This is a genomic window from Micromonospora chokoriensis, assembly GCF_000718555.1.
Classification (GTDB): Bacteria; Actinomycetota; Actinomycetes; order Mycobacteriales; family Micromonosporaceae; genus Micromonospora; species Micromonospora chokoriensis_B.
Map to the genome: position 1 here is coordinate 54,044 of NZ_JOAN01000010.1, position 24,241 is coordinate 78,284.

Sequence of the window (24,241 nt, forward strand, 5' to 3'; positions counted from 1 at the left end):
CGCACGGCGGCGCGCTAGGGAGGCAGGACCAGGTGGTCGCAAGGAGTTCGGAGGTACGGCCGTCGGCCGTACGGCACAGCGCTTCCCCGGGGGTTGGTGAACGCCGGGGGCGTGGTGCTGGTCGGTTGGCCGGGCTCGGTCTCGGTGGCGTGGCGCTGCTGGTCCTGCTCACGGGCTGTGACGTGGGTCAGACGTTCCACGGCTTCGGCTGGCCGCAGGGCGGCATCTCGCCGGAGTCCAAGCGGATGTACGACCTGTGGATCGCCTCCTGCATCGCCGCGCTCGCGGTCGGCGTCTTCGTGTGGGGCCTGATCTTCTGGTGCGTCGTGCGCTACCGCAAGCGTGGCAACGCGCTGCCGGTGCAGACCCGCTACAACATGCCGATGGAGTTCCTCTACACCATCGCGCCGATCCTGATCGTCTCCGTGCTCTTCTACTACACGGCGATCGTGCAGACCGACGTCGACAAGCTGTCGAAGAACCCGGACGTCACGGTCGAGGTCGTCGCGTTCAAGTGGAACTGGCAGTTCAACTACCGCGACGGCCAGGGCACGGAAGCCCGCACCACCGCGTCGACGCTCGGCAGCAGCGAGGTCATCCCGGTGCTGGTGCTGCCGACCAACCGGTCCATCCGGTTCGAGGAGACCAGCCGCGACGTCATCCACTCGTTCTGGGTGCCGGAGCTGCTGTTCAAGCGGGACGTCATGCCGGGCAAGATCCGCAACGTGTTCGAGGTCTCCAGCCTGGACGCCGAGGGTGCCTACGTCGGGCGCTGCGCCGAGCTGTGCGGCAGCTACCACGCGTTCATGAACTTCGAGCTGCGGGTGGTCTCGCCGGAGAAGTACGACCAGTTCCTGGCGGCCAAGCAGAGCGGCAAGTCCACCCAGGACGCGCTGACCGCGATCGGTGAGCAGCCGTACGCGCAGACCACGCAGCCGTTCGACACCCGGCGTACGCAGGACAACTTCAACCCGGACAAAGTTCCGGCCCGCACCGGAAGCTGAGGCAGCGGCATGAAGACCGAGTGGCGTATCTTCCTGATCATCGCCGGGTTCCTCTTCGGTGCCACCATCCTCTACGGCGCCTGGACCAACGGTGAGTCGGGCGGCGTCGAGTGGGTCGGCACCGTCGCCCTGCTGCTGTCGTTCCTGCTCTGCTCGATGTGCGGTGGCTTCTTCTGGTTCGTCTCCCGCCGCATCGACCTGCGTCCGGAAGACCGCCCGGACGCCGAGATCGCCGACGGCGCTGGCGAGGTCGGCTTCTTCAGCCCGGGCAGCTACTGGCCGTTCGGTCTGGCGCTGGCCGCCGCGATCGCCGCGCTCGGCCTGGTGTTCTGGCAGTACTGGCTGATCGGCGGTGGCCTGCTGGCCGTTATCTTCGCCGCCTGCGGGCTGCTGTTCGAGTACTACAGCGGCACCCGGCGTACCGCCGAGCACTGACCCACCCGGTCGCCATCGCGACCGACCCAGCACGACGAAGGCCCGTTCCCCGAGTAGGGGAGCGGGCCTTCGGTCATGCTCGACGCCGGATCGGCGGGCGGGCGGACGGCGCGTCAGCGGGTAGGCGTCGCGGTCGGGCCGCGCGGTGCGTGCTGCGGTTTAGGCGGCGCGGTGCGCATCGCGGGTTGGCCGCGCGGTCAGGCCGCGCGGCGGGCGGCCTGACCGCGGGCGGTCAGCCGGGTGACCGGGACGGCGAACGCGCTGACCAGCATGGCGGAGCCGCAGTCGGTGCAGATCAGCTCGGGACAGTCGGCGCCATGACCGTCGACGCAGGGCGGTGCGTCGAACAGCGCCGTGCCCTCGCAGACGTCGCAGTAGAGCTCGCGGTGCGACACGGGCGTCTCCTCTCGGACCAGGCGAACCGCCCCCGGATGCGACAGCGACGCACGGACGGAAGCGGAGAACTACTCAGCTGTAGTTTCCCAGACGGGTCCGACAAATCCCCGCGCACTGTCGCCGGGAGGGCCTCGCGGCGGGCTCGCGCCGGTGCGCGAGGCATGATCCACTCGACTTCATTGAAGTCGGGGTATCCGGGCTAGTCGGACACGGCAGATTCAAGGAACCCGAGTCGATCAACCGGGGACGCTGGTAGCGAGGCCAGGCGGTACCGGGGTCGGGTGGCAGAGGTCAGGCGGTGGCGGTCTGGATCCAGCGGTCCAGGGTCGCGGCAGCCGCGCCGGAGTCGATCGATTCGGCCGCGCGGGCCAGGCCGGCGCGCAGCGCCTCGGTCAGGTCGCCGTCGAGCGGGCCCTGGGTGGCCAGCGCCGCCGCCGCGTTGACCAGCACCGCGTCCCGGACCGGGCCCGTCTCGCCGGCCAGCAGCCGACGGGCCACGTCGGCGTTGTACGCGGCGTCACCGCCGCGCAGGTCCGCGAGGGTGGCCCGGGGTACCCCCAGGTCCGTCGCGTCCAGCACAGCCTCACGTACGGTGCCGCCCTGGGCCACCCAGACCCGGGTCGGCGCGGCGGTGGTGAACTCGTCCAGCCCGTCCTCGCCGCGCATCACGATCGCCGAGTCGCCGCGGGCCGCGAACACGCTGGCCATCACCGGGGCCATCCGCCTGTCGAAGCAGCCGACCGCGCCGGCGCGGGGCCGGGCCGGGTTGGTCAGCGGGCCGAGGAAGTTGAAGAAGGTGGGCACCCCCACCTCTCGGCGGACCGGGCCGGCGTGGCGCATTCCGGGGTGGAACCGGGCCGCGAAGCAGAACCCGATGCCGGCCTCCTCGACACAGCGGGCGACCTGCTCCGGGCCGAGATCCAGCGGAATGCCGAGGAACTCCAGCAGGTCGGCGGTGCCGCACAGGGAGGAGGCGGCCCGGTTGCCGTGCTTGACGACGCGGACGCCCGCGCCGGCGACCACCAGCGCCGTCATCGTGGAGATGTTGACCGTATGAGCGAGGTCACCGCCGGTGCCGACCACGTCGAGCGCGGTGCGGCGCAGCTCCTCGGGGAGCTCGACCGGGACCGAGCGACCCAGCATCGCCTCCACCAGACCGGCCAGCTCGGCCGGGGTCTCACCCTTGGCCCGCAGCGCCACGGCGAAGGCGGCGATCTGCGCCGCGCTCGCCGAGCCGGTCATGATCTCGTCCATCGCCCACGCGGTATCGGCGGTGGAGAGCTCCTCGCCGCGCAGCAGCGCGTTGAGCAGGTGCGGCCAGGTCCGATCGCCCATGGCGGGCCTCCCGAGCGTACGAAGTGCGGGTGGGCTGGAACCGGCGCCGAGAAGATCCGGCGCCGAGACGGTGCCGGAGGAGCGTGGGACGTCAGGCGGGTGCGTGCGTCCGCAGCAGCTCGGCCACCGTGCCGCCGGTGGTCACCGGGTCGAGCGGGTGCACCAGCGTCGCGTCGACCTCGGCGTACGCGGCGAGCCATCGGTCGGCGGCGCGGGCGATCACCAGGCAGGTCGGCGGGGAGTCGTCCCGGTCGTCCTTGATCTGCCGGGCGATGCCGATGCCGCCGCCCGGGCTCGCCTCACCGTCGAGCAGCAGGAGGTCGATCTCGTAGTCGTCGACAAGCCGGATGGTCTCCGCGTAGGTCGACGCCTCGACGAACTCGATCTGCAAGCCGGGAGCTGGGCGGGTGCCGACAGCCATCCGCATCCGATCACGGACCTGCTGGTCGTCGCTGTAGAGCAACACGGTGCAAAGACGATCGGTCATGCCGGAACTCCCACCTCGTAGCTGCTCGCAGATCGTACCGGTCGGCGTGACGTAGCCGACATCCCGCCCGGAGGCGCGCGTCGGGGCGTACCGTCCGGGCAGCTCAGGCGGGTGCGGCGTCGGCGGCGCGTTCGCGGGCCTCCTGGCGGTCCAGCTCGCGGTCCACCCGGCGGGCCTCCCGCTCGGACTGCTTGACCCACTGCACCACCAGCACCGCGAGCATGGTCACACTGACGAACTCGCCACCGGCCCAGAGGATGCCGCCGGCGACCACCTGGTCCTGCCAGGGGTCGACCCAGCCGAGGTTGAGCGACGGGTACCAGTCGCCGCCGAAGAGCGTGCTGCTCTGCATGATGGTGAGGCCGAGCACGGTGTGGAACGGCACGGAGAGCAGCATCAGCAGCGCGCGCGCCGGGTACGGCCAACGGCCGGGCAGCGGATCGAGGCCGAGCAGCGGCCAGAAGAACACGCAGCCGGTCATGATGAAGTGCGCGTGCACCAGCTCGTGCGCCCAGGCGTGTTCGAGGGTGTAGCGGTACAGGTCACTGAAGTACAGCACGAACGGGTTGACCACGAAGATGGCGAACGCCACCAGCGGGAAGCTGTAGACCCGGGCGACGCGGCTGTGCACGATCGCGAGCAGGCGCTTGCGCGGCCCGACCGGCAGGGTCCGCAGGGCCAGGGTCATCGGCGCCCCCAGCGCCAGGAAGATCGGCGCCACCATGGACAGCACCATGTGCTGAATCATGTGCACGGAGAGCAGCGCGGTGTCGTACGCGTGCAGCCCGCTGACCGTGACCAGCGCGATGCCGCCCAGCCCGGGGCCGATGAAGAACACGGTACGGGCGATCGGCCAGCGGTCGCCCCGCAGACGCAGGCGGTATACCCCGTAGAGGTACAGGCCGGCGGCGAGCACCAGGCCCAGGGCCAGCCAACTGTCCAGCCGGGTCTCGCTCAGCACCGCGCCGACGGTGAACGGTGGCGGGGCCGAGGTGGCGGCGAAGATCGGATCGACGTGCAGCACGCTTTTCAGGCTAGGCCAGGCGAACCGGACCCTGACGGTCGGGCCACGGAAGGCGCAGGTTTGGCCCCCCGCTGATCGCCGGCCCCGGTCAGGGGCAATAATGACGGCGTGACTGCGGCCCCAGCCATTGACAAGAGCCGGATCCACTCTCTGACCCGACCGAACATGGTCAGCGTCGGGACGATCGTGTGGCTCTCCAGCGAACTCATGTTCTTCGCGGCGCTGTTCGCGATGTACTTCTCGATCCGCGCGGCTGCGCCGGAGCAGTGGGAGAAGCACACCGAGGCGCTGAACATCCCCTACGCGACCACCTTCACGGTGATCCTGGTGCTGTCCTCGGTGACGTGCCAGCTCGGCGTCTTCGCGGCGGAGAGGGGCGACGCGCACGCGCTGCGGCGCTGGTTCACCGTCACGTTCGTGATGGGCCTGATCTTCGTCCTCGGCCAGCTGAACGAGTACCGGCACCTGGTCGCCGACGGCATCAAGATCAACGAAGACGGGTACGGGTCGGTGTTCTACCTGACCACCGGCTTCCACGGTCTGCACGTGACCGGCGGTCTGATCGCCTTCATCATCTTCATGGTCCGTACGACCATGGGCCGGTTCACTCCGGCGCAGGCGACGTCGGCGATCGTCGTGTCGTACTACTGGCACTTCGTCGACGTCGTGTGGATCGGGCTGTACGCCATGATCTACTGGCTCCAGTGATCTTGCGCGTCACATTCCGCGCTGCTGCTCCGTCCCCTGAGACAGGTCCAACCGGTTAAGGACACCGCTCATGACTTCTGACAACGACCGCCGACGCGGTCTGCTCGCGCGGTTGCGCGAGCGGCCCGCCGCGCGCAGCAGGGGCCGCCGCCGGCTGGGCGCCGCGGTCCGGCTGATCGCCGCGCTGATGCTGGCCGGCGGCGCATACACCGTCTTCGCCCCGGGTGCCCAGGCGCAGGACAACCCGCAGCTGACCGGCGCCGCCGCCGAGGGCAAGGCGCTGTTCGACGTGAGCTGCGTGACCTGCCACGGCCGCAACGCCCAGGGTGTCGAGGGCCGCGGGCCGAGCCTGATCGGCGTCGGCGCGGCATCGGTCGAGTTCCAGGTCAGCTCCGGGCGGATGCCGCTGGCCCGCCAGGAGGCCCAGGCGCACCGCAAGCCCCCGGTCTTCACCGACGAGCAGACCCGGCAGCTGGCCCAGTACATCCAGGAGCTGGGCGGTGGCCCGGTCGTGCCCCAGGGCGACGACCTCCACGAGGACGGCAACATCGCTGCCGGCGGTGAGCTGTTCCGGATCAACTGCTCGCAGTGCCACGCGTTCGGTGGCGGCGGTGGTGCGCTCTCCTCGGGCAAGTTCGCCCCGAGCCTGCACCCCGCCACCGACCGCCAGATCTACGCGGCGATGCTGAGCGGCCCGCAGAACATGCCGGTGTTCGGCGACAACCAGCTCCGGCCGGAACAGAAGGCCGACATCATCGCCTACATCCAGGAGACGCTGAAGCACGACCAGGACCCGGGTGGGTTCAACCTCGGGCGGTACGGCCCGTCCACCGAGGGCCTGGCGATCTTCTTGATTGGCATCGTGGCGCTCGTCTTCGCCAGCCTGTGGATTGCGGGCAAGTCGTGACCGAGCGGACCATCCGATTCAGTGCTGTGGTGCCGCTCGGCGCCACCCGTAGCGAGGTGACGGCATGAGCACCCACCCCGAGCACCAGGCCCTGCAGGGCCCGGAGCCGCTCGACGTGAACGACCCCAGGCTGACCCGGTTCGACATCGTTCGCGAGGGCGCACGCCGGGACGACATCGAGATCGTCCACTACGAGCCGCAGGTGCTGCCGGGCACCAAGGCGGAGCGTCGGCTGACCCGGGTGGTTGCCGGCTTCTTCCTGATCACCGGTCTGGCCGCGACGGCCTTCCTGGCCATCTACATCTGGTGGCCGTGGCAGTACGAGGCGGGCCGCGGCGGCGACAAGTTCTACACCCCGCTGCTCGGCTTCACCCTCGGCGTGGCGCTGCTCGCCGTCGGCTTCGGCATCCTGACCTGGGGCAAGAAGTTGCTGCCCAAGGAGGTCTCGATCCAGGACCGGCACGAGGGCACGGTGGACTCCGAAGGCCGCACCATCACCGGCCAGACCATGCTCTACATGGCCGACGAGCTGGGTGTGAAGCGTCGCCCGCTGCTCGGCATCTCGCTGCTGGCCGGTCTCGCGCCGGTCGCCGCGGTCGCCGCAGCGCCGCTGGTCGGCGGCCTGATCTCGCAGCCGCACAAGAACAACCAGATGTTCACGACCGGGTTCGCCACGCCTGAGGGCGGCCAGCGGATCCGCCTGGTCCGCGAGGACGGCCGGCCGATCCGCCCGGCGGACATCAGCACCGGTGGGCAGATCACCGTCTTCCCCGGCATCGACCACGGCGTGAGCAACAAGCACGCCGACTCGCCGACGCTGCTGATCCACCTTCGGGATTCCGACGCGCAGGAGTCGCGCCGGGCCAACGAGCGGGTCGGCCACGGCGACTACATGTGGGGCAACTACGCGGCCTTCTCCAAGATCTGCACGCACGCCGGCTGCCCGGCCAGCCTTTTCGAGCAGCAGACCAACCGGCTGCTCTGCCCGTGCCACCAGTCCCAGTTCCTGATCACCGACAACGCCCGGCCCGTCTTCGGCCCCGCCAGCCGGCGGCTGCCGCAGCTGCCGATCGAGGTGGACTCCGAGGGCTTCTTCGTGGCGAAGTCCGACTACACCGAGACCGTCGGGCCTGATTTCTGGGAGCGGCCATGAAGCGTCGAAAGTTTGACCTTGCGGCGACGCCGGGCAAGGCCGCGGTGGGAGTGGACGACCGCTTCCAGGTGGCCACGCCGCTGCGCAAGCTGCTGAACAAGGTCTTCCCGGACCACTGGTCCTTCCTGCTCGGCGAGATCGCGCTGTTCTCGTTCGTCGTGCTGCTGCTGACCGGCGTGTTCCTCACGTTCTTCTTCGAGCCGGCGATGACCGAGGTGGTCTACAACGGCAGCTACGCGCCGTTGCAGGGCACGCCGATGTCCGCCGCGTACGCCTCCAGCCTGGACATCTCGTTCGATGTCCGGGGCGGTCTGGTGATGCGGCAGATGCACCACTGGGCGGCGCTGCTGTTCATGGCCGCGATCGTCGTGCACATGCTGCGGGTCTTCTTCACCGGCGCGTTCCGCAAGCCGCGCGAGACCAACTGGATCATCGGTTCGCTGCTGTTCTGGGTCGGCTTCCTGGCCGGCTTCAGCGGCTACTCGCTGCCAGACGACGGGCTTTCCGGCACCGGTCTGCGGATCGCCTCGGCGATCATGCTGTCCATCCCGGTGATCGGCTCCTGGGTCACCTCGTCGATCTTCGGTGGCGAGTTCCCCGGCACGATCATCATCAGCCGGTTCTTCATCGCCCACGTGCTGCTGATCCCGGGTCTGCTGCTCGCGCTGATCAGCGTCCACCTGGGCCTGGTCTTCAAGCAGAAGCACACCCAGTGGCCCGGCCCCGGCCGGACCAACAACAACGTGGTCGGCGAGCGGATGTTCCCGCGGTACGCGTTGAAGCAGGGCGGCTTCTTCATGGTCGTCTTCGGCGTCATCGCGCTGATGGGCGGTCTGTTCCAGATCAACCCGATCTGGCTGTTCGGCCCGTACGAGGCGTGGGTGGTCTCGGCCGCCAGCCAGCCCGACTGGTACGTCATGTTCCTCGACGGGTCGACCCGACTCATGCCGGCCTGGGAGATCAACATCCCGATCGGTGACGGGTACGTCATCCCGCCGCTGTTCTGGCCGACGGTAGTGCTGCCCGGCATCCTGGTGGGCCTGTCGACGATGTATCCGTTCATCGAGGCCAGGCAACGCAAGGACTACAAGAGCCACAACCTGCTCGAGCGTCCCCGGGATGCTCCGGCCCGGACTGCGGTCGGCGCCATGGCCGTCGCGTTCTACATCGTGCTGACGCTCTCCGGCTCCAACGACGTGATCGCGGACAAGTTCCAGATCAGCCTGAACGCGATGACCTGGGCTGGCCGGATCGGTCTGCTGGTGGTCCCGCCGCTCGCGTACTACGTCACCTACCGGCTCTGCCTGGGTCTGCAGCAGCACGACCGGGAGGTGCTCGCGCACGGCGTGGAGACCGGCATCATCCGGCGCCTGCCGGACGGCCGGTTCGTCGAGGTGCACCAGCCGCTCAGCGCGTCGAACGGGCACGCGGACGGTCACGGCCAACTCGACTACGTCGGCTGGGTCGTGCCGAAGAAGATGAACCGGCTGGGGGCCCTCGGCCCGGCCATCCGGGGCTTCTTCTACCCGATCGAGAAGCCGGTCGAGGCGCCGGTCTCGCCGGGGCACCCGCCGGTCGAGGCTCGGCCCGAGCGCGAGGAGATCGGCAGCGGCGAGAGCCGCCGCTGACCGCCCGATCGCACCGTTACGTGGCGCCCGCCGGATTCCGGCGGGCGCCACGTCGTATCCGCACCCCCCGCCCATCCGACCAGGAGTCGGACGGCCACGGCGCGACCGGTCGACCCCGCGCGACGGGCGATCGCAGGAATAACCCCGGTGAGCCGGGTATCCGTGCGGTCCAACGTCTCAAGGGGGGGAAGCATGTTGGGTATCAAACGCCTCGGCCTGTTGGCCGCGCTGGTACTTGTCGGTGTCGCGCCGGCTGCGGCCGCGCAGGCCGCGGCACAGCCGTCAACGCAGGACACCCAGTACCTGCAGGCGGTACACCAGGTCAACCTGTTCGAGATCACCGCCGGTGACCTGGCCCAGCAGAAGGGTCAGAACCAGGGGGTCAAGGACCTGGGCGCAATGCTGAAGACCGACCACACCCAGCTGGACCAGACGGTGCAGCAGACCGCGTCCCAGCTCGGTGTGGAGCTGCCGAACGAGCCCAGCGCCGATCAGCAGGCGGTCATCGACAAGCTGAACAACGCCAGCGGCGCGGAGTTCGACCGGCTCTGGGTGACCAGTGAGCTGGCCGGTCACGTCCAGGCCATCCAGGCCACCCAGACGGAGATCTCGCAGGGCTCCGAGCCGTCGGTGGTCCAGTTGGCGCAGACGGCGCTTCCGACGCTGCAAACGCACTACGACGAGCTGGTGGCGCTGGCCAACAAGCTCGGCATTCCGGTTCCGCAGACCAGCGCCAGCGGTACGCCCAGCCCGGGCGGCACCGGCACTGAGTCGCCGGCTCCGGGCGGCACCGGCACCGAGTCGCCGGCTCCGGGTGGCACCACCGAGTCCCCGGCTGCTCCGGGCGGCGGTAGCACCGAGGTACCGGCTCCCAGCGAGAGCTGATGTAGCGACAGCAGACGGCCGGTCCACCCGGGTGGGTGGACCGGCCGCCGTGCGTGCGGTGGGCGGGTCAGTCGGAGCTGGCCAGGCCGATTGCGAACGCCTCCTCCAGGTCGTGCTGGGAGTACGCCCGGAACGCGATGTGCGACTCGGTGTTGAGCACGCCCGGCACCTTGGAGATGCTGCCCGCGATGACCTGGGCGATCTGGTCGAACTCGCGGACCCGGACGATGGCGATGAGGTCGACGTGCCCGGCCACCGAGTAGACCTCGCTGACACCGGGAAGGTTGGCCAAGGTCTCCGCCACCTCGGGGATCGCGTCGGTGGCGCAGTCGATCAGCACAATCGCGGTGATCACGGGGCGTTTCTCCGTTCGTCGGCGTCGTCGCCCATGCTAGATGTTCCGGCCCGAGCCCGAGGGCGGGAGCCGTCAGGGCTCAGCCCTGGGCGGCGCAGGGCACAGTCAGGTCACTCCCGGCCCGGATCACGTTGTGCAGCCGCTCGCCGGCCCGCACGACCGCGTCCGGCCACACCACCGTGCGGGACACGTCACCGTCCACCCGCGCGCCTGCGCCGACGACCGACTCCACGCAGCGCCCGGAGACCGTCGCGGACTCCTCGACGAGAACGCCGCCGGCTGCGGCGTGCAGGTTGGCTGCCAGGTAGTCGGCCGGGGTGCCGGTGTCGAAGAAGGTGCCCGGATAGGGCACGACCTCCAGGGCGCCCGCCGCCTCGGCCGGACGCCACACCGCACGGACCAGGTCCGAGAAGACGACCGGCAGGTCGCGGACCAGCCGCCAGGGCAGCAGCGAGAAGCCGGTGAAGCAGTGCCCGGCGAAGGTGCCCGGCGCCGCCGGGTCCGCGGCGGGCTGGCCGAGCAGGCGTACGGTGTGCCCGTCCCAGCCGTCGAGTAGGGCGGCCACGTCCGGGCCCGGAGGAGCAGCCGGGTCGGCGAGGTACGCGTCGGCGTTGCCGACCAGCACCGGCCGCCCGTCGATCCAGTCCCGCAGGTTGGCCACCCCGCCCGCGGTGCCCAGCGGGTCGCCCGGCTCCACCGAGAGGTGCGCGCGGTCGCCGACGTGCGCGACCACCTGGTCGCCGAGGTAGCAGGCGTTCACCGCGACCCGGTCCGGACTGGTCAGGCCGAGCCCGGCCAGCCGGGCCAACGCCCGGTCCAGCAGCGGCACGTTGCCCACCGGGCAGAGCGCCTTGGGAACCCGTTCGGTGAGTGGGCGCAGCCGCGTGCCCTCGCCGGCGGCGAGCACCACCGCGCAGAGCTGGGCCGGCACACCGGCCGCCCCGGTCATGGCATGTCGTCGGGCACCGGTGGCGGGAACTGCCCGGCCAGTGGCCCGATGTCGTAGTAGGCGAGCAGCCGGGCCGTCGGCCAGGTCAGCTTGGGTAGGTCGTCCAGGGGGTGCCAGGCGGCCTCGAAGACCTCCCCGCCGTCGACGGTCAGCTCGGTGCGCGACGCCGGCACCTCGGTCTCGAAGACCATGTCCACCCAGCCCTTGGCGTGCACGATCGCGTTCGGCACCGCCGGGCGCAGCCGCGACGGCGGGAGCCGGACGCCGGACTCCTCGAACAGTTCGCGGGCCGCGCCCACCACCGGGGCCTCACCCCGGTTGAGCAGGCCGGCGGGGAGTGACCAACCCTTGCCGGGCGGCTGGCGCAGCATCAGCAACCGCCCCGGGCCCGTCGCCTCGGCGTCGCGGACCAGGGTGACCGCGCCGACGATGTACTTGGGCACGGCCAGCCGGACCAGGCGTCGGCGCACCGGCAGCGGCAGCCGGTAGAAGGCCTGGTAGAAGAGGGCCCGACCGGTGGCGCGGGAGCGGGGGATCATGACTCCAGGCTAGTGGTCACGAATGTCCTTCGGACGCGCTGGGGCCGGGCCGGTCACTGTCGATGGTCGACCAGGTCGATGAGCTGGCGGACCACGGTGTCCGGTTCGATCACCCGGTCGAAGACCGCGACCAGCATGGTCTCCAGGTCGGGGTAGCCCAACTCCTCGGAGAGGCGCAGCAGCGGCAGATCACTGGCGAGGCCCCGGTTGTGCTGGCGCAGGGCGAGCCCGATGGTGGCCCGACCGAGCCGAACCTTGTCGCTGATCGTGATGCCCGGCTCGGTGTGCTCGGCGAACCACCTGTTGATCTGCATCTGCGCGTGCGGCGACTTGACGAAGCTCAGCCACTCCCGGCGAGGGCCGCGCGGTGCCACCCCGGCCTCGAAGCCGTTGTCGCCGTCGTTCTCGGTGAAGATCTCCACCACGTCGCCCTCGTCCAGCTCCGAACTCAGCGGGGCAAGTCGACCGTTGATCCGTGCGGCGAGGCAGTGGTCGCCCCGGTCGTTGCCCAGCTCGTACGCCAGGTCGACCGGGGTGGCGCCGGCCGGCAGCACGACCTGTCGCCCGTCGGCGAAGACCTGGATCTGGCCGTCGGCGAGGTCGCAGCGAAGCGACTCGTAGAACTGTGCCGGGTCGGCGGCGTCCGGCTCCCAGTCGAGCACCCGGCGCAGCCAGTCCAGTTTCTCGGAACGGGCCGAGGTGCTGCTGCCCGAGCGGGGGAACCGGAAGTCGGCGGCGATGCCGTACTCGGCCGCACGGTGCATCTCCTCGGTGCGGATCAGCACCTCCACCGTGCGGTCCTGCGGGCCGCAGACGCTCGTGTGCAGCGAGCGGTAGAGGTTGTTCTTCGGAGAGGCGATGAAGTCCTTGAAACGGCCAGGCACCGGTCGCCAGGTGCCGTGGATCGCGCCGAGCGCGGCGTAACAGTCGGTCGCCGGGCCGTCGACCACCACCACGATGCGGGGCAGGTCGTACGGGGCGGTGTGGCCGCCGGCGATGGTGTCCTTCCAGATCGAGTAGAGGTGCCGGGGGCGAGGGCTCACCTCGGCGTCGACCCGGCTGCGGCGCAGCGCCACCCGCGTCCGGGTGACCACCGAGTTGAGGTATGTGTCCCAGCCCGGCCGGTCGTGCACGTGCCGGGCCAGCCGGGCGTGCTCGTCCGGCTCAAGGTGCAGCAGCACCACGTCGTCCAGCTCACGCTTGAGGGTCTGGATGCCCAGCCGGTCACAGAGCGGGACCAGCACCTCCTGGGTCTTGCGGGCGATCCGTTCCCGCGACGACGCCGAGCGCACCCCGAGGGTACGCATGTTGTGCAGCCGGTCGGCCAGCTTGATGATCAACACCCGGACGTCCTTGGCGGCCGCGACGATCATCTTGCGGATCGTCTCCGCTTCGGCGGCCTTGCCGTAGAACGCCTTGTCGAACTTGGTCACCCCGTCGACCAGGTGGGCCACCTCGCCGCCGAAATCCTCGGAGAGCGCCTGGAGGGTGTAGCGGGTGTCCTCCACGGTGTCGTGCAGCAGCGCCGCGACCAGGGTGGTGGTGTCCATCCCCAGCTCGGCGCAGATCTGCGCCACCGCGAGGGGATGGGTGATGTACGGTTCCCCGCTCTTGCGGAACTGCCCGCGGTGCATGTTCTCCGCGATCGTGTACGCACGCCGCAGCACCGCCGGATCGGTGCCGGCGTGGATGCCCCGGTGGGTGCGGACCAGCTGGGTGACCGGGTCGGAGTCGGTGGTCGGCCAGCTGAGCAGCGACCGCAGCCGGCGGGCGAGCGGCAGCTCACCCGGCTGTGTCGGCAGGGCGCCCCCCAGGGCGGCGCCGTGTCCGGCGTCGACGTCCACGAGGGACACCTCCTCACCCCGGCTCCACCTCGCCGGAGCCCGGCGGAGGGGAGCAGGCCCACGAATCGGGCAGGACTGCACTTCTCTAACAGCCTAAGCGAGTCGACGTAGTCCGATCGGTCAGTTGGTCATGAGCGTTCGGTCGAGAGTTGGTGGGACGCTCCGCTCTCGGCCTTCGCCAGCAGGTCACGGAAGCGGCCCGCGCCACCCGCCGGCGACGACCAACCGGCGGACATCTCCATCAGTCGGGTCTCCGGTCGCTCCAACCAGGACAGGATCCGCTCGGACTCCTCGGCGGTGGCCGCCGGCACCGGCCCGTGCCCGCCCGACACCGTCTCGGCGGTGGCCCGGATGGTGGTCAACGTGGGCCGCGGGTGCACGCCCGGCGGGGACACCCCCGCCCCGGCCAGCCGGCCGTGCCGGACCAGCGCCAACTCCCAGCCGCCCCGGGCCGCCGGCCGGGCCGCGGCCAGCTCGGCGATCCCGGTCAGCGCGGCCAGCCGCTGCATCCGCACGGTGGCCCGCAGCACGGCGGCCAGCCGGGAACGCACCACGGCGGCCTCCTCGTAGCGCTGGTCGCCGGAGAGCACGTCGATCCGGGCGAGCAACGCGTCCACCACCGGCTGGGGGTCACTGGCCGTCGCGGCGCGGAAGGGGGCAGCGGCGCTGTCGTCGTACTCCTCGGGGGTGATCTTGTGCTCGCAGGGTGCCGGGCAGCGACCCAGCTCGGCCAGCGCGCAGGCCGGCGTGATGGTGCGCAGCGAGAGCCGGTGCGTGCACTGGCGCAGCGGCACCGCGTCGTGGAAACCGGCGGCGGCCAGCTCGGCGGCCCGGCGGGAGGTGAACGGCCCGAGGTACGCGGTGTCGGTGGGGGAGAGGTCGCGCACGATCGACAGCCGAGGGTACGGACCGTCGGTCAGCTTGAGCCAGAGCATCCGCTCCGGGTATTTGGACCGCCGGTTGTACGGCGGGGCGTGTGCGGCGATCAGCCGCAGCTCGCGGACCTCCGCCTCCAACGAGTGGGCGCACTCCACCGCCTCGACCCGCTCGGCCACGCCCAGCATCTCGGAGATCCGGGCGCGCTTCTCCCCGGCGGTGAAGTAGCTGCGCACCCGGGTGGCGATGTCGACCGAGGTGCCCACGTAGAGCGGCCGGTCGTCGGCGGCCCGGAAGATGTAGACCCCGGGGACCTTGGGCAGCCCTTCGGCCAGGTGCCGTTTGCGGCGCTGGGCCGGGGTGACCGCCCGGGCGAACTCGATGGCGTCGCCGACCGTGTCCACCCGGTGCCCACCGAGCCGACCGATCAGCCCGTGCAACACGTCGACGGTGGCCTTTGCATCGTCCAATGCCCGGTGGGTGGGCTGGACGGTGGTGCGGAAGTAGGCGGCCAGGGTGCCGAGCTTGCGGTTGGGCACCTCGTCGCGGGTCAGCACCCGGCGGGCGAGCGCCGCCGTATCCAGCACGCGGGGGTTGGGCCAGCGGTAGCCGTGCTTCACGCAGGCGGCCTTGAGAAAGCCCACGTCGTACGGGGCGTTGTGGGCCACCAGCACCGCGTCGTCGATGAACTCCAGAAAACTCGGCAGCACCTGCTCGATCGGTGGCGCCGGCACCAGCATGGCCTGGGTGATGCCGGTCAGCACGGTGATGAACGGCGGGATCGGCTGCCCCGGGTTGACCAGGGTCGCCAACTCCCCCAACTGCTCGCCGCCGCGCACCTTGACCGCGCCGATCTCGGTGATGCCGCCGCCGTCCGGTGCGCCGCCGGTGGTCTCCAGGTCGACCACCACGAAGGTGGTCGCGTAGAGCGGCAGCGCCGGGTCCACCCCACCCACCGCCGGGTCGAGACCGGCAAGTGACTCCTGGACGTACTCCGCCTGTGCCATCGGCGGCACGCTAGCGCGCCGGTCCGACACTCCCGTCACAGCCGTCCCAACAGTCACCATGGGGCTAGGATGAGAGATCGGCTCACTCACCGGGCGGTGGGCCCGGTCGCGGTGGGAGACTTGCCACATGCCCCTCACCGAGCCATCCGACGACCACCTCCCGCAGGAGGATCAGGTCGCGCTCGACGGGGTCCTGAGCAACCCGGACGACAACGTAGTCAGCGAGACATCCGGCCCATCCGAGCCGACCGCACCGGCCGACGCCCCCGCGGCCGAGCCGGAGCCGACGCTGCCCGAGCCAGAGCCGACGCTGCCCGAGCCGGTCCGGCAGCGGATCGTGGCGCTGACCGCCGCGGTGCTGCCCACCCTGCCCGCCGACGAGGTGCCGGTGCCATTGCGCCGAGTGGCCAAGTTCGCCCCCAACCGGCGTGCCCGGCTCGGCGCGCCGGTCATCGCCGCCCAGCTCACCGCCGACCCGCTGTTCCGGCAGCGGGTCACCGCGCGGGTCTTGGCCGACGCCGGTGACCTCGGTGCGGCCGTCGTCGAGGGCACCGCTCCGGCCGCCGCCGACCCGGTCGAGGTGGCCGCGCTGGCCTACCTGGCCCGACCCCGTGGCTGGCGCGAGCTGATCGACGCCAGCGGCGCGGCCGTGCGCGCCGAGGCGGACAGCGCCGTCGTCGCCGAGCTGGTCCGCGAGGCCGAGCAGCGGGCCACCCGCGCCGAGCACGACCGGGCGGTGGCCCGGGTCGAGGCGGAGAAGCTCCGCGATGAGCTGGCCCGCGTCCGCGAGGAGTTGGGTCAGCTCCGCGAGGAGTCCCGGCAGGTGACCCGCACCCTGCGCGAGACCCAGGCCCGCGAGCGCAAGGCCACCGAGCTGCTGGCCACCGAGCGCGGCCGGGCCGCGCGCGCCAGCGCCGACGTGGACGCCGAACTCCGCCGGGCTCGGGCCCGGCTCGCCGAGGCCGAGTCGGCGGCCGGGGTGGCCCGGGCCAGCGCCAAGGAGGCGCGCTCCGTCGACGACGCTCGGCTCTGGCTGCTGCTGGAGACCATCGGCCAGGCCGCCGTCGGGCTGCGCCGGGAGCTGGCGCTCGACCCGGTCGACAAACTGCCCGCCGACTTCGTCGCCGACGCGTTCGCCGAGCAGCCGGGCACCGCCCCGGCCGGCCCCGCCGCCCGTGCCCGCGACACCGACGACCCGGCCCGGCTCGACCAGTTGCTCGCCCTGCCCCGGGCGCACCTCGTGGTGGACGGCTACAACGTCACCAAGCGCGGCTTCGGCGAGATGTCCCTGGAGCAGCAGCGCAAACGCCTGATCACCGGGCTGGGCGGGATCGCCGCGCAGACCGGCGACGAGGTCACCGTGGTCTTCGACGGCGCCGAGCGGATGCATGGGCTACCGCCCGCGCCGCGCGGCGTACGGGTGCTCTTCTCCCGCAAGGGCGAGACCGCCGACGAGCTGATCCGGCGCCTGGTCCGCGCCGAGCCGTCGGGGCGGCCGGTGGTCGTGGTGTCGTCCGACCGCGAGGTCGCCGACGGGGTACGACGGCACGGCGCGTACCCGCTGGGCGCCGACTCGCTGCTGCGGCGCCTCGCCCGCTCCTGACGCCGTCGTCGGGCACGTCGGCAATGGCCGACACGATTTCCGTGATGTCGGGGTGTCCGACCGGGCGTGATGGACCGATTTCATGGAACTGGAGTGGATCTCGCACTCAAACGGCCGGTCGGACGGGGTTTCTGTCGTACCCGGTGGTTAGCGTCGATGTGACCGACGGTGCTTGGTTGGCGACGACAGGGCGTCGGCCGTACGCCGCGAGCCGATCAGGAGGTCGGATGCTTATCGACTGCGACGGGTGCGTGAGGCGGGATAGCGGCTGTTCCGGCTGCCCGCTGACCGCCCTGTTCGACGACACGTCCCCGGCGGCCGGGTTGGTCGCCGCCGAGGTCGAGGCCATCGAGGTGCTCGCCCGGGCCGGCTTCGACGTGGAGGTGCTGGCCGCGCCGGCCCGCCCGGAGACGGCTCGCCGCCGGGCCATCCGTCGGGTCGCCTGAGCGCGACACCGTGCCCGGAAGCGGGCTCCTGGCGGGCCATAGGATGAGCGGTCACGGCGGGAGGAGCGGCGCGATGAGCGGGACACGACAGGCGGTGACGCGGTGACCCCGCGCGGGTGGGCGCTGCTGAGTCTGGCCGGGCTGACCGTCGCGCTGCTGGTGGTCGCCGCGCTGTTCATTCCGTGGCACCGTCCGCCAGCGCCGCGGGCCGACCAACTCGCCGCACTTGGTGACCTGCCGGCCGAGCAGGTGGCCAAGGGGCGGGAGTTCCGGGCCGCGCTGCGCCCCGGCGGCTATGCCGCGCTCGCCATTGGGCTGCTGGTCGCCCTCGCGCTCGGGCTCACCCCGCTGGGCAGTCGCCTGGTCGAGCTGGTGGGTCGGCCGTTCGGTGGGCACTGGGCCGCGCAGGCGGTGCTCGGCGGGCTGGCGGTGGTGCTCGTCGCCGACCTGGTGACGCTCCCGTTCGCCGCCTGGCGGCAGAGCGTGCTCACCCGCTACGGGCTGAGCACCAACGGCTGGAGCGGGTGGACGGTCGACCTGCTCAAGTCGTACGCGGTCAGCGCGGTGATCGGCGCGGTGGCGCTGTTCGGCTTCTACGCGGTCATCCGGCTCGCGCCGCGCTGGTGGTGGGCGTTCGGCGCGGCCGGCGCGGCGGTGCTGGTGGTGCTGCTGTCGTTCGTGCTGCCGGTGCTGGTGGAGCCGGTGTTCAACCGGTTCACCCCGATGGAGCAGGGCCCGCTGCGCACCGAGTTGATGAGCATGGCCGCCCGCGACGGGGTGCCGGTGCGCGACGTGCTGGTCGCCGACGCCTCCCGCCGCACCAAAGCGGTCAACGCGTACGTCTCCGGTCTCGGGCCGACCCGGCGGGTGGTCGTCTACGACACGCTGCTGCACGAGGCGACCCCGGCCGAGGTGACCGCCGTCGTGGCGCACGAGCTGGGGCACGCGAAGGACTCCGACGTCGCGGTCGGCACGCTGACCGGGGCGCTGGGGGCAGCCGCGGCCGTGGTGGCGCTCTACCTGCTCGGCTCGTGGGGGCCACTGCTGCGGCTGGCCGGCGTCGACTCGGTGGCCCAACCGAGCGCGTTTCCGTTGTTGGTCGCCCTGGTCACAGTGGTCGGCCTGGTCGCTGCGCCGGTGCAGGCGCTGATGTCTCGACGGGTCGAGGCGCGGGCCGACGCGCACGCGCTCGCGCTCACCAACGACCCGGAGTCCTTCGAGTCGATGCAGCGCCGGCTCGGCTCGGTCAACCTCGGCGACCCCGACCCACCCCGCTGGGAATACCTCTACTCGGCCTCGCATCCATCCACCGTGGAGCGGATGGCCGCCGCCCGCGCGTACGCCCGGGAGGCCGGCCGATGAGCCGCACGCTGCTGATCACCAACGACTTCCCGCCCCGACCGGGTGGGATCCAGTCGTTCGTGCACAACCTCGCGGTGCGTCAACCGGCCGGCTCGGTGGTCGTCTACGCGTCGAGCTGGCGCGGGGCTGAGAAGTTCGACGCCGACCAGCCGTTCGAGGTGATCCGGGAGCGCACCCGGGTGCTGTTGCCCACCCCGTTGATCGCCCGCAGGGCGGCGCGGCTGGCTCGCGCGTACGACTGCGACACCGTGTGGTTCGGCGCGGCGGCCCCGTTGGGGTTGCTCGCCACCGGTCTGCGGCGACGGGCCGGCATTCGCCGGGTGGTGGCGCAGACCCACGGCCACGAGGTCGGTTGGGCGGCGGTGCCGGCCGCCCGGCCGGCGCTGCGGCGCATCGGTCGGGGTGTGGACGTGACCACCTACCTCGGCGAATACACCCGTAGCCGGTTGGCCCGCGTGCTGGACGGGGTGACCGAGCTGCGCCGCCTCGCCCCCGGCGTCGACGTGGACACCTACCACCCGACTGTGGACGGTGAACAGGTCCGGGCCCGGCTCGGGTTGACCGACCGGCCGGTGGTGGTCTGCGTGTCCCGGCTGGTGCCACGCAAGGGCCAGGACATGCTGATCCGGGCACTACCGGAGATCCGCCGCCGGGTGCCCGACGCGGCGCTGCTGATCGTCGGCGGCGGGCCGTACCGGGCGACCCTGGAGAAGCTGGCCCGCCAGGCCGGTGTGGAACGGGACGTGGTGTTCACCGGCACGGTGCCGTGGGCCGAGTTGCCGGCGCACTACGCGGCCGGCGACGTCTACGCGATGCCGTGCCGCACCCGCAACCGTGGTCTCGACGTGGAGGGGCTGGGCATCGTCTACCTGGAGGCATCCGCGACCGGTCTGCCGGTGGTGGCCGGTGACTCCGGGGGCGCACCGGACGCGGTCCGCGAGGGGGAGACCGGCTACGTCGTACGCGGTCGGGACGTCGCCCAGCTCGCCGACCGGGTCGCCCGGCTGCTCGCCGACCGGGACCTGGCCCGCGAACTGGGCGCGGCCGGTCGGGCGTGGGTGGAACGGGAGTGGCGCTGGGAGGCGCAGGCGGAACGCATGGCGGCACTGCTCGCCGGTTGATCGCCGCCGGCGTTCAGCTCTGCAGGGCTCAGCTCTCCCGGGCCGGCGCGTAGCTCGGCACGTACTCCTGGCCGGTGAGCTTCTGGATCTCCGCCATCACCTCGTCGGTGACCGTCCGGATGTCGCGCGGCCCGTTGATCCGGTCGGCGACCGGAATCGGTGGGCCGAACCGCAGGGTGACCGGGTGCCGACGGGGCAGCCGCGCGTCGACCGGCAGCACCTCGGCGGTGCCGAGCACGCCGACCGGGATGATCGGCACCCCGGCGTCGCGGGCCAGCCGGGTCATCCCAACGCGGCCCCGGTAGAGCCGCCCGTCCGGGGAACGGGTGCCCTCCGGGTAGATGGCGACCAGGCCGCCGGCGCGCAACACCGGTACGGCGGCGTCGAGGGCGCGCAGGGCCGCCCGGCCGTCGACGCGGTCGACCGGGATGGCGCCCATGCCGGCGACGATCCGCCGGTTGAGCCAGCCGCCCGGACCGCGCCCGTTGAAGTACTCGACCTTTGCCCAGAAGGTGACGTGTCGGGGCGTCGAGGTGACCAGAAACCACTCATCGGCGACGGAGAGGTGGTTGCCGGCGAGGATCGCGCCGCCGTGTCGGGGCAGATGCTCCAGCCCTTCCACGCGGGGCCGCCAGCCCAATCGCAGCGCGGCGCCGACGGTCAGCTTGGCGACGTCGTACAGCAGGGGCACGGTTCCTCCGGGGTCTCAGGCCAGCGCCGGGCCGAGGTGGGCTTCTAGCGTGGCGCGCAGCAGGGCGTCGTCGTCGGTGGCGCCGGTGGCCAGCGGTAGGCTGCCCCACGCCCAGAGCTGGGCTATGCCGTGCAGATTGGCCCAGAGCGCGCCGGCGAGCACCGCCGCGGGCGCGTCGGTCGGGCGGCGTACCTGCGCCACCAGATCGGCCAGCACGGCGAAGAGCGGCAGGCTCGTCTCACGCAGCCGCAGCCGGCCGCTGTCCAGCAGGTCGTGGCGGAACATCAGCTCGAACATGCCGCGGTGGGTCGCCGCGAAGTCCAGGTACGTCCGGGCCAGTGCGGTCAATCGGGTACGCGGGTCCGGGTCGACGTCGCGCATCGTCTGCTCGACGCGCGCGGTGAGGTCGGCGAAGCCCTCCCGGGCGATTGCGGAGAGCAGGTCGACATGGGTGGGGAAGTAGCGGCGCGGTGCTCCGTGCGAGACCCCAGCACGGCGGGCGATCTCCCGCAGCGACACCGCTGACTGGCCCTCGCGTAGCACCAGGTCCACCCCGGCAGCCACCAGCCGCCCTCGTAGGCCCGTCTCATCCGCGTTCATAGACACTGTCTACCAGTAGCCGTAGACGCTGTCTACCTCAAGGGTGTGGGCCTGCCGTGCATTGCCGGGATCAGTGTGATGTCTGTGAGTCATCTTGATGACTCACAGACATCACGCTCAATGAAGCGTCCGGCCCCGGGCTCAGCTCGCCCGCGCCGTCGACGATCCGGTGAGCTGGGCGTGGGCGGGAACGGGTTGGGCGATGGCTGGGCCCGAGGGGTCAGCGGATGCGGGCCAGGATGCGATCGGCGGGGGCCGGGCGGCCGAAGTGCCAGCCCTGGGCGGCGTCGCAGCCGATCGCGCGCAGCCGCTCGGCCTGCCCGGCGGTCTCCACCCCTTCGGCGGTGACGGTCAGGTCCAGCGCGTGCGCCAGCGAGACCAGCGAGGCGAGGATTCGCTCATCGGTGCGGCCGACCGAGGGCGACCGCAGGCCGGCCACGAACTCGCCGGCGACCTTCAGTTCGGTCACCGGCAGGTCTCGCAGGTACGCCAGGTTGCTGTAGCCGGTGCCGAAGTCGTCGATGGCGATGCGTACCCCGAGGTCGGCCAGCACTCGCAGGGCGCGTACCGGTTCCTCGGCGGTGCTCATCATCGTGCTCTCGGTGATCTCCAGTTGGAGCCGCTCCGGCGGTAGGCCGGTCTGCCGCAGCAGCGCCCGGACCTCCTGCACCAACCCGGGCCGGTGCACCTGCCGTACCGCCAGGTTGACGCTGACGAACGGCGCGGCGACACCTCCAGCCGACCACGCCTCCGCCTCTCGGCACGCCTCGGCCAGCACCCACCCGCCCAGCTGGACGATCAGGCCGGTCTCCTCGGCCAACCCGATGAAGCTGTCCGGCCGGAGCACCCCCAGCTCCGGGTGCCGCCAGCGGACCAGGGCCTCCACGCCGACCAGGCTGCCGTCGCGCAGTGAGGTCAGCGGCTGGTAGTCGAGGTAGAACTCGCCCCGCTCCAGCGCGGCCGGGATGGCCGCGGAGAGCGCGTAGCGGGCCAGTTCACGTTGGTTGCGTTCGGCGTCGTAGAGCGTCCAGCGTGCCCCACCGGCGGCCTTCGCCCAGTGCAGAGTGCTGTCGGCGGCCCGCATCAGGTCGGTGGGGTTGGCTCCGGCCACCTGGCGCTCGACGATGCCGATGCTCGCCGAGATCTGCAGCTCGTGCCCGTCGACAAGCGCCGGGGTGCGTACCGCGGCGAGCGCGGTCTCGGCAACGGCGACCATGTCGTCGGTGCCGCCGGTGCGCTCCACCAGGATGACGAACTCGTCGCCGCCGAGCCGGGCCACCAGGTGCTCACCCATGGCCTTGCGTAGCCGCTCGGCCACCGTGACCAGCAGCAGGTCACCGATCTGGTGCCCCAGGCTGTCGTTGACGACCTTGAAGCGGTCCAGGTCGAGGAAGCACACCCCGACCCGCTGTGCCCCCCGGCCTGGCTCATTGAGCGCGGCGGTCAGTCGTTCGGTGAAGAGCGTCCGGTTGGGTAGGCCGGTGAGCGGGTCGTGGGTGGCCTGATGCCGGAACCGGGCCTCGCTGGCCCGCAGCGCCCGCTCGGCCTGGGTGCGAGCACGCATCGCGGCCCGGCGGATCGACTCCTGCTCGTCGAGCGTCCGGTCGCGCAGAGCACGGGCGTAGCCGGTCGCCACGGCCGCCAGCAGCCGGGCCATCCGGTCCTCGACGTCCTCGGCCACCAGCCCCAGATCGCGCACCAACCGGAGCTGGATGACCTCGACGGTACGACCCAGCCCCTCAGCGGAGGCGATGTGCGCGGCGACCAACTCGGCGCCGACCCGATGCCCGGCACGCAGGTCGAACGGCTCGGTGAGCAGCGCGCCGGCCAGTTGCCCGGTGAGCCGGTCCAGCAGGGTCTCCAACTGGGCCTGGGTCATCGGTAGGTAGCTGGTGCCGGAGACCGCCTTCGCCCAGGCCCGGGCGAAGGTGCCCGGGTAGGGGGTCGCCCCGAGCGACTCAGCCACCGAGGCGCCCGACGCCGCCCATGAAGACCGCGCGCTCGGCGTCCTCGGCGCTCTCGGGAGTGTCCGGTCGCCACTGGGGCACCCAGACCACACCGGGGTCGAGCAGCTCGAACCCGTCGAAGAGCGCGGTCAGCTCGGCGCGGTCGCGTATCCACAGGGGGTTGTCGGTGCGCCGGTAGACCCGCTCGGCCTCGGCGCGTTCGTCGTCGCTGCGGCCGTCCTTGCTGGCCTGGGACAGCACCAGATAGCTGCCGGGGGCCAACGCGTCGCGCAGCGTCCGCAGCAGCTCCGCCGGCCGGTCGTCGTCGGGGACGAAGTGCAGGACGGCCACGACCATCACCGCCACCGGTTGGTTCAGGTCGAGCAGCTTGCGGACGTCCGGATGGGCCAGGATCGCCTCCGGGTGCCGCAGGTCCTCCTGCACCACCGCGGCCCGCTCGTTGCCGGCGAGGATCTCGCGGCTGTGCGCCACCGCCACCGGGTCGACGTCCACATAGACCACTCGTGACTGCGGGTCGAGCCGCTGGGCGATCTCGTGCACGTTGCCGACGGTCGGGATGCCCGAGCCGATGTCCAGGAACTGCCGGACCCCGGCCTCGGCGAGGTGGTGGACGGCCCGGCGTAGGAACGCCCGGTTGGCCTGGGCCATCAACGGCGCCTCGGGCACCGCCGCGACCATTGCCTGCGCCGCGGCCCGGTCGGCGGCGAAGTTGTGTGAGCCGCCGAGGTAGTAGTCGTACATCCGCGCGACGCTCGGGCGCTCGATGTCGATGGTGTCGGGTGCCCAATCCGGCCGCTGCATGCGTTCACCCCTCGAATCCGCGACGCGAGCGTCGTCGCCCGCGCGGGTATTGTGCACCCGCCACGCACGCCAGACCATAGCGCGCTGGAGGTTCTCCGCCGACATCGGTCGATGCGCG

General features: G+C 71.6%; 24 protein-coding genes. 11 read left to right on the forward strand and 13 right to left on the reverse strand.

Going from position 1 to position 24,241, the window contains the following annotated elements; translation table 11 throughout:
• Positions 1–32 precede the first annotated feature (32 nt).
• Together coxB and IF46_RS0114630 are read left to right on the forward strand one after the other, a co-directional pair.
• Positions 33–1,004: a cytochrome c oxidase subunit II gene (gene coxB / locus IF46_RS0114625; protein WP_030488883.1), complete on the forward strand. Its 972-nt coding sequence runs from the start codon at positions 33–35 to the stop codon at positions 1,002–1,004.
• A gap of 9 nt (positions 1,005–1,013) precedes the next feature.
• Positions 1,014–1,439, forward strand: a complete 426-nt coding sequence (locus IF46_RS0114630; RefSeq protein ID WP_030488884.1) for a cytochrome c oxidase subunit 4 — start codon at positions 1,014–1,016, stop codon at positions 1,437–1,439.
• A gap of 197 nt (positions 1,440–1,636) precedes the next feature.
• Here the strand turns inward: IF46_RS0114630 and IF46_RS0114635 are convergent, their stop codons facing one another.
• The 4 genes from IF46_RS0114635 to IF46_RS0114650 form a co-directional block, all read right to left on the reverse strand.
• On the reverse strand, positions 1,637–1,834 hold the full coding sequence (locus IF46_RS0114635) for a hypothetical protein (protein ID WP_030488885.1): 198 nt from the start codon (positions 1,832–1,834) through the stop codon (positions 1,637–1,639).
• A gap of 292 nt (positions 1,835–2,126) precedes the next feature.
• Entirely contained in the window at positions 2,127–3,170 is a 1,044-nt protein-coding gene (gene trpD / locus IF46_RS0114640) for an anthranilate phosphoribosyltransferase (RefSeq protein ID WP_030488886.1), read from the reverse strand.
• A gap of 91 nt (positions 3,171–3,261) precedes the next feature.
• Positions 3,262–3,657 carry a hypothetical protein gene (locus tag IF46_RS0114645; RefSeq protein WP_030488887.1) on the reverse strand — a complete coding sequence of 132 codons (396 nt, stop codon included), beginning with the start codon at positions 3,655–3,657 and terminating at the stop codon, positions 3,262–3,264.
• A gap of 103 nt (positions 3,658–3,760) precedes the next feature.
• Positions 3,761–4,681 (reverse strand): cytochrome c oxidase assembly protein, encoded by a 921-nt coding sequence (locus IF46_RS0114650; RefSeq protein ID WP_420063567.1) that lies wholly within the window; start codon positions 4,679–4,681, stop codon positions 3,761–3,763.
• 108 nt (positions 4,682–4,789) lie between these two features.
• Between IF46_RS0114650 and IF46_RS0114655 the strand changes: the two genes are divergently transcribed.
• The 5 genes from IF46_RS0114655 to IF46_RS0114675 all read left to right on the forward strand — a co-directional run bounded on the left by IF46_RS0114655 (position 4,790) and on the right by IF46_RS0114675 (position 9,962).
• Positions 4,790–5,389, forward strand: a complete 600-nt coding sequence (locus IF46_RS0114655; protein WP_030489095.1) for a cytochrome c oxidase subunit 3 — start codon at positions 4,790–4,792, stop codon at positions 5,387–5,389.
• A 70-nt stretch (positions 5,390–5,459) separates the two neighbouring features.
• Positions 5,460–6,296 (forward strand): cytochrome c, encoded by an 837-nt coding sequence (locus IF46_RS0114660; RefSeq protein WP_030488889.1) that lies wholly within the window; start codon positions 5,460–5,462, stop codon positions 6,294–6,296.
• Positions 6,297–6,360: 64 nt separating this feature from the next.
• Positions 6,361–7,449 carry a ubiquinol-cytochrome c reductase iron-sulfur subunit gene (locus tag IF46_RS0114665; RefSeq protein ID WP_036392190.1) on the forward strand — a complete coding sequence of 363 codons (1,089 nt, stop codon included), beginning with the start codon at positions 6,361–6,363 and terminating at the stop codon, positions 7,447–7,449.
• On the forward strand, positions 7,446–9,077 hold the full coding sequence (locus IF46_RS0114670) for a cytochrome b (protein ID WP_030488891.1): 1,632 nt from the start codon (positions 7,446–7,448) through the stop codon (positions 9,075–9,077). Before IF46_RS0114665 ends, IF46_RS0114670 begins: the two co-directional genes overlap by 4 nt.
• 192 nt (positions 9,078–9,269) lie before the next feature.
• Complete coding sequence (locus IF46_RS0114675) at positions 9,270–9,962, forward strand: DUF4142 domain-containing protein (protein ID WP_030488892.1); 693 nt, start codon at positions 9,270–9,272, stop codon at positions 9,960–9,962.
• Between the two features lie 67 nt (positions 9,963–10,029).
• Here the strand turns inward: IF46_RS0114675 and IF46_RS0114680 are convergent, their stop codons facing one another.
• The 5 genes from IF46_RS0114680 to IF46_RS0114700 all read right to left on the reverse strand — a co-directional run bounded on the left by IF46_RS0114680 (position 10,030) and on the right by IF46_RS0114700 (position 15,532).
• Positions 10,030–10,317, reverse strand: coding sequence for an Lrp/AsnC family transcriptional regulator (locus IF46_RS0114680; RefSeq protein WP_030488893.1), 288 nt, complete (start codon positions 10,315–10,317; stop codon positions 10,030–10,032).
• A 79-nt stretch (positions 10,318–10,396) separates the two neighbouring features.
• Entirely contained in the window at positions 10,397–11,266 is an 870-nt protein-coding gene (locus IF46_RS0114685; RefSeq protein ID WP_030488894.1) for a nucleotidyltransferase family protein, read from the reverse strand.
• Complete coding sequence (locus tag IF46_RS0114690) at positions 11,263–11,805, reverse strand: NUDIX hydrolase (RefSeq protein WP_030488895.1); 543 nt, start codon at positions 11,803–11,805, stop codon at positions 11,263–11,265. The genes IF46_RS0114685 and IF46_RS0114690 overlap by 4 nt, the downstream gene beginning before the upstream one ends.
• Before the next feature lie 53 nt (positions 11,806–11,858).
• Positions 11,859–13,649, reverse strand: coding sequence for a RelA/SpoT family protein (locus IF46_RS0114695; protein WP_030488896.1), 1,791 nt, complete (start codon positions 13,647–13,649; stop codon positions 11,859–11,861).
• 128 nt (positions 13,650–13,777) lie between these two features.
• Positions 13,778–15,532: a DEDD exonuclease domain-containing protein gene (locus tag IF46_RS0114700; RefSeq protein ID WP_030488897.1), complete on the reverse strand. Its 1,755-nt coding sequence runs from the start codon at positions 15,530–15,532 to the stop codon at positions 13,778–13,780.
• Positions 15,533–15,659: 127 nt separating this feature from the next.
• Here IF46_RS0114700 and IF46_RS0114705 point away from each other — a divergent pair, with 127 nt between their 5' ends.
• The 4 genes from IF46_RS0114705 to IF46_RS0114720 all read left to right on the forward strand — a co-directional run bounded on the left by IF46_RS0114705 (position 15,660) and on the right by IF46_RS0114720 (position 20,064).
• The gene (locus IF46_RS0114705) at positions 15,660–17,135 is read left to right on the forward strand and encodes an NYN domain-containing protein (protein ID WP_030488898.1); all 1,476 of its coding nucleotides are present in this window, start codon (positions 15,660–15,662) and stop codon (positions 17,133–17,135) included.
• 227 nt (positions 17,136–17,362) lie between these two features.
• Positions 17,363–17,581: a hypothetical protein gene (locus IF46_RS0114710; protein WP_030488899.1), complete on the forward strand. Its 219-nt coding sequence runs from the start codon at positions 17,363–17,365 to the stop codon at positions 17,579–17,581.
• Between the two features lie 102 nt (positions 17,582–17,683).
• On the forward strand, positions 17,684–18,943 hold the full coding sequence (locus IF46_RS0114715; protein ID WP_030488900.1) for a M48 family metalloprotease: 1,260 nt from the start codon (positions 17,684–17,686) through the stop codon (positions 18,941–18,943).
• On the forward strand, positions 18,940–20,064 hold the full coding sequence (locus tag IF46_RS0114720) for a glycosyltransferase family 4 protein (protein ID WP_030488901.1): 1,125 nt from the start codon (positions 18,940–18,942) through the stop codon (positions 20,062–20,064). The genes IF46_RS0114715 and IF46_RS0114720 overlap by 4 nt, the downstream gene beginning before the upstream one ends.
• A gap of 28 nt (positions 20,065–20,092) precedes the next feature.
• Here IF46_RS0114720 and IF46_RS0114725 read toward each other — a convergent pair whose 3' ends face one another.
• The 4 genes from IF46_RS0114725 to IF46_RS0114740 all read right to left on the reverse strand — a co-directional run bounded on the left by IF46_RS0114725 (position 20,093) and on the right by IF46_RS0114740 (position 24,123).
• Positions 20,093–20,755 (reverse strand): lysophospholipid acyltransferase family protein, encoded by a 663-nt coding sequence (locus IF46_RS0114725; protein WP_030488902.1) that lies wholly within the window; start codon positions 20,753–20,755, stop codon positions 20,093–20,095.
• Positions 20,756–20,770: 15 nt separating this feature from the next.
• Entirely contained in the window at positions 20,771–21,355 is a 585-nt protein-coding gene (locus tag IF46_RS0114730; RefSeq protein WP_030488903.1) for a TetR/AcrR family transcriptional regulator, read from the reverse strand.
• A gap of 220 nt (positions 21,356–21,575) precedes the next feature.
• The gene (locus IF46_RS0114735; protein ID WP_232234055.1) at positions 21,576–23,234 is read right to left on the reverse strand and encodes a putative bifunctional diguanylate cyclase/phosphodiesterase; all 1,659 of its coding nucleotides are present in this window, start codon (positions 23,232–23,234) and stop codon (positions 21,576–21,578) included.
• Between the two features lie 79 nt (positions 23,235–23,313).
• Positions 23,314–24,123, reverse strand: coding sequence for an SAM-dependent methyltransferase (locus IF46_RS0114740; protein WP_030488905.1), 810 nt, complete (start codon positions 24,121–24,123; stop codon positions 23,314–23,316).
• Between the last annotated feature and the right edge of the window lie 118 nt (positions 24,124–24,241).

Bases quoted from the DNA above. Each gene is read 5' to 3' on its own strand.
- IF46_RS0114630 (WP_030488884.1), top strand. From the start codon at position 1,014: ATGAAGACCGAGTGGCGTATCTTCCTGATCATCGCCGGGTTCCTCTTC.
- trpD (WP_030488886.1), bottom strand. From the start codon at position 3,170: ATGGGCGATCGGACCTGGCCGCACCTGCTCAACGCGCTGCTGCGCGGC.
- IF46_RS0114645 (WP_030488887.1), bottom strand. From the start codon at position 3,657: ATGACCGATCGTCTTTGCACCGTGTTGCTCTACAGCGACGACCAGCAG.
- IF46_RS0114660 (WP_030488889.1), top strand. From the start codon at position 5,460: ATGACTTCTGACAACGACCGCCGACGCGGTCTGCTCGCGCGGTTGCGC.
- IF46_RS0114665 (WP_036392190.1), top strand. From the start codon at position 6,361: ATGAGCACCCACCCCGAGCACCAGGCCCTGCAGGGCCCGGAGCCGCTC.
- IF46_RS0114670 (WP_030488891.1), top strand. From the start codon at position 7,446: ATGAAGCGTCGAAAGTTTGACCTTGCGGCGACGCCGGGCAAGGCCGCG.
- IF46_RS0114675 (WP_030488892.1), top strand. From the start codon at position 9,270: ATGTTGGGTATCAAACGCCTCGGCCTGTTGGCCGCGCTGGTACTTGTC.
- IF46_RS0114685 (WP_030488894.1), bottom strand. From the start codon at position 11,266: ATGACCGGGGCGGCCGGTGTGCCGGCCCAGCTCTGCGCGGTGGTGCTC.
- IF46_RS0114690 (WP_030488895.1), bottom strand. From the start codon at position 11,805: ATGATCCCCCGCTCCCGCGCCACCGGTCGGGCCCTCTTCTACCAGGCC.
- IF46_RS0114700 (WP_030488897.1), bottom strand. From the start codon at position 15,532: ATGGCACAGGCGGAGTACGTCCAGGAGTCACTTGCCGGTCTCGACCCG.
- IF46_RS0114705 (WP_030488898.1), top strand. From the start codon at position 15,660: ATGCCCCTCACCGAGCCATCCGACGACCACCTCCCGCAGGAGGATCAG.
- IF46_RS0114710 (WP_030488899.1), top strand. From the start codon at position 17,363: ATGCTTATCGACTGCGACGGGTGCGTGAGGCGGGATAGCGGCTGTTCC.
- IF46_RS0114720 (WP_030488901.1), top strand. From the start codon at position 18,940: ATGAGCCGCACGCTGCTGATCACCAACGACTTCCCGCCCCGACCGGGT.
- IF46_RS0114730 (WP_030488903.1), bottom strand. From the start codon at position 21,355: ATGAACGCGGATGAGACGGGCCTACGAGGGCGGCTGGTGGCTGCCGGG.
- IF46_RS0114735 (WP_232234055.1), bottom strand. From the start codon at position 23,234: ATGACCCAGGCCCAGTTGGAGACCCTGCTGGACCGGCTCACCGGGCAA.
- IF46_RS0114740 (WP_030488905.1), bottom strand. From the start codon at position 24,123: ATGCAGCGGCCGGATTGGGCACCCGACACCATCGACATCGAGCGCCCG.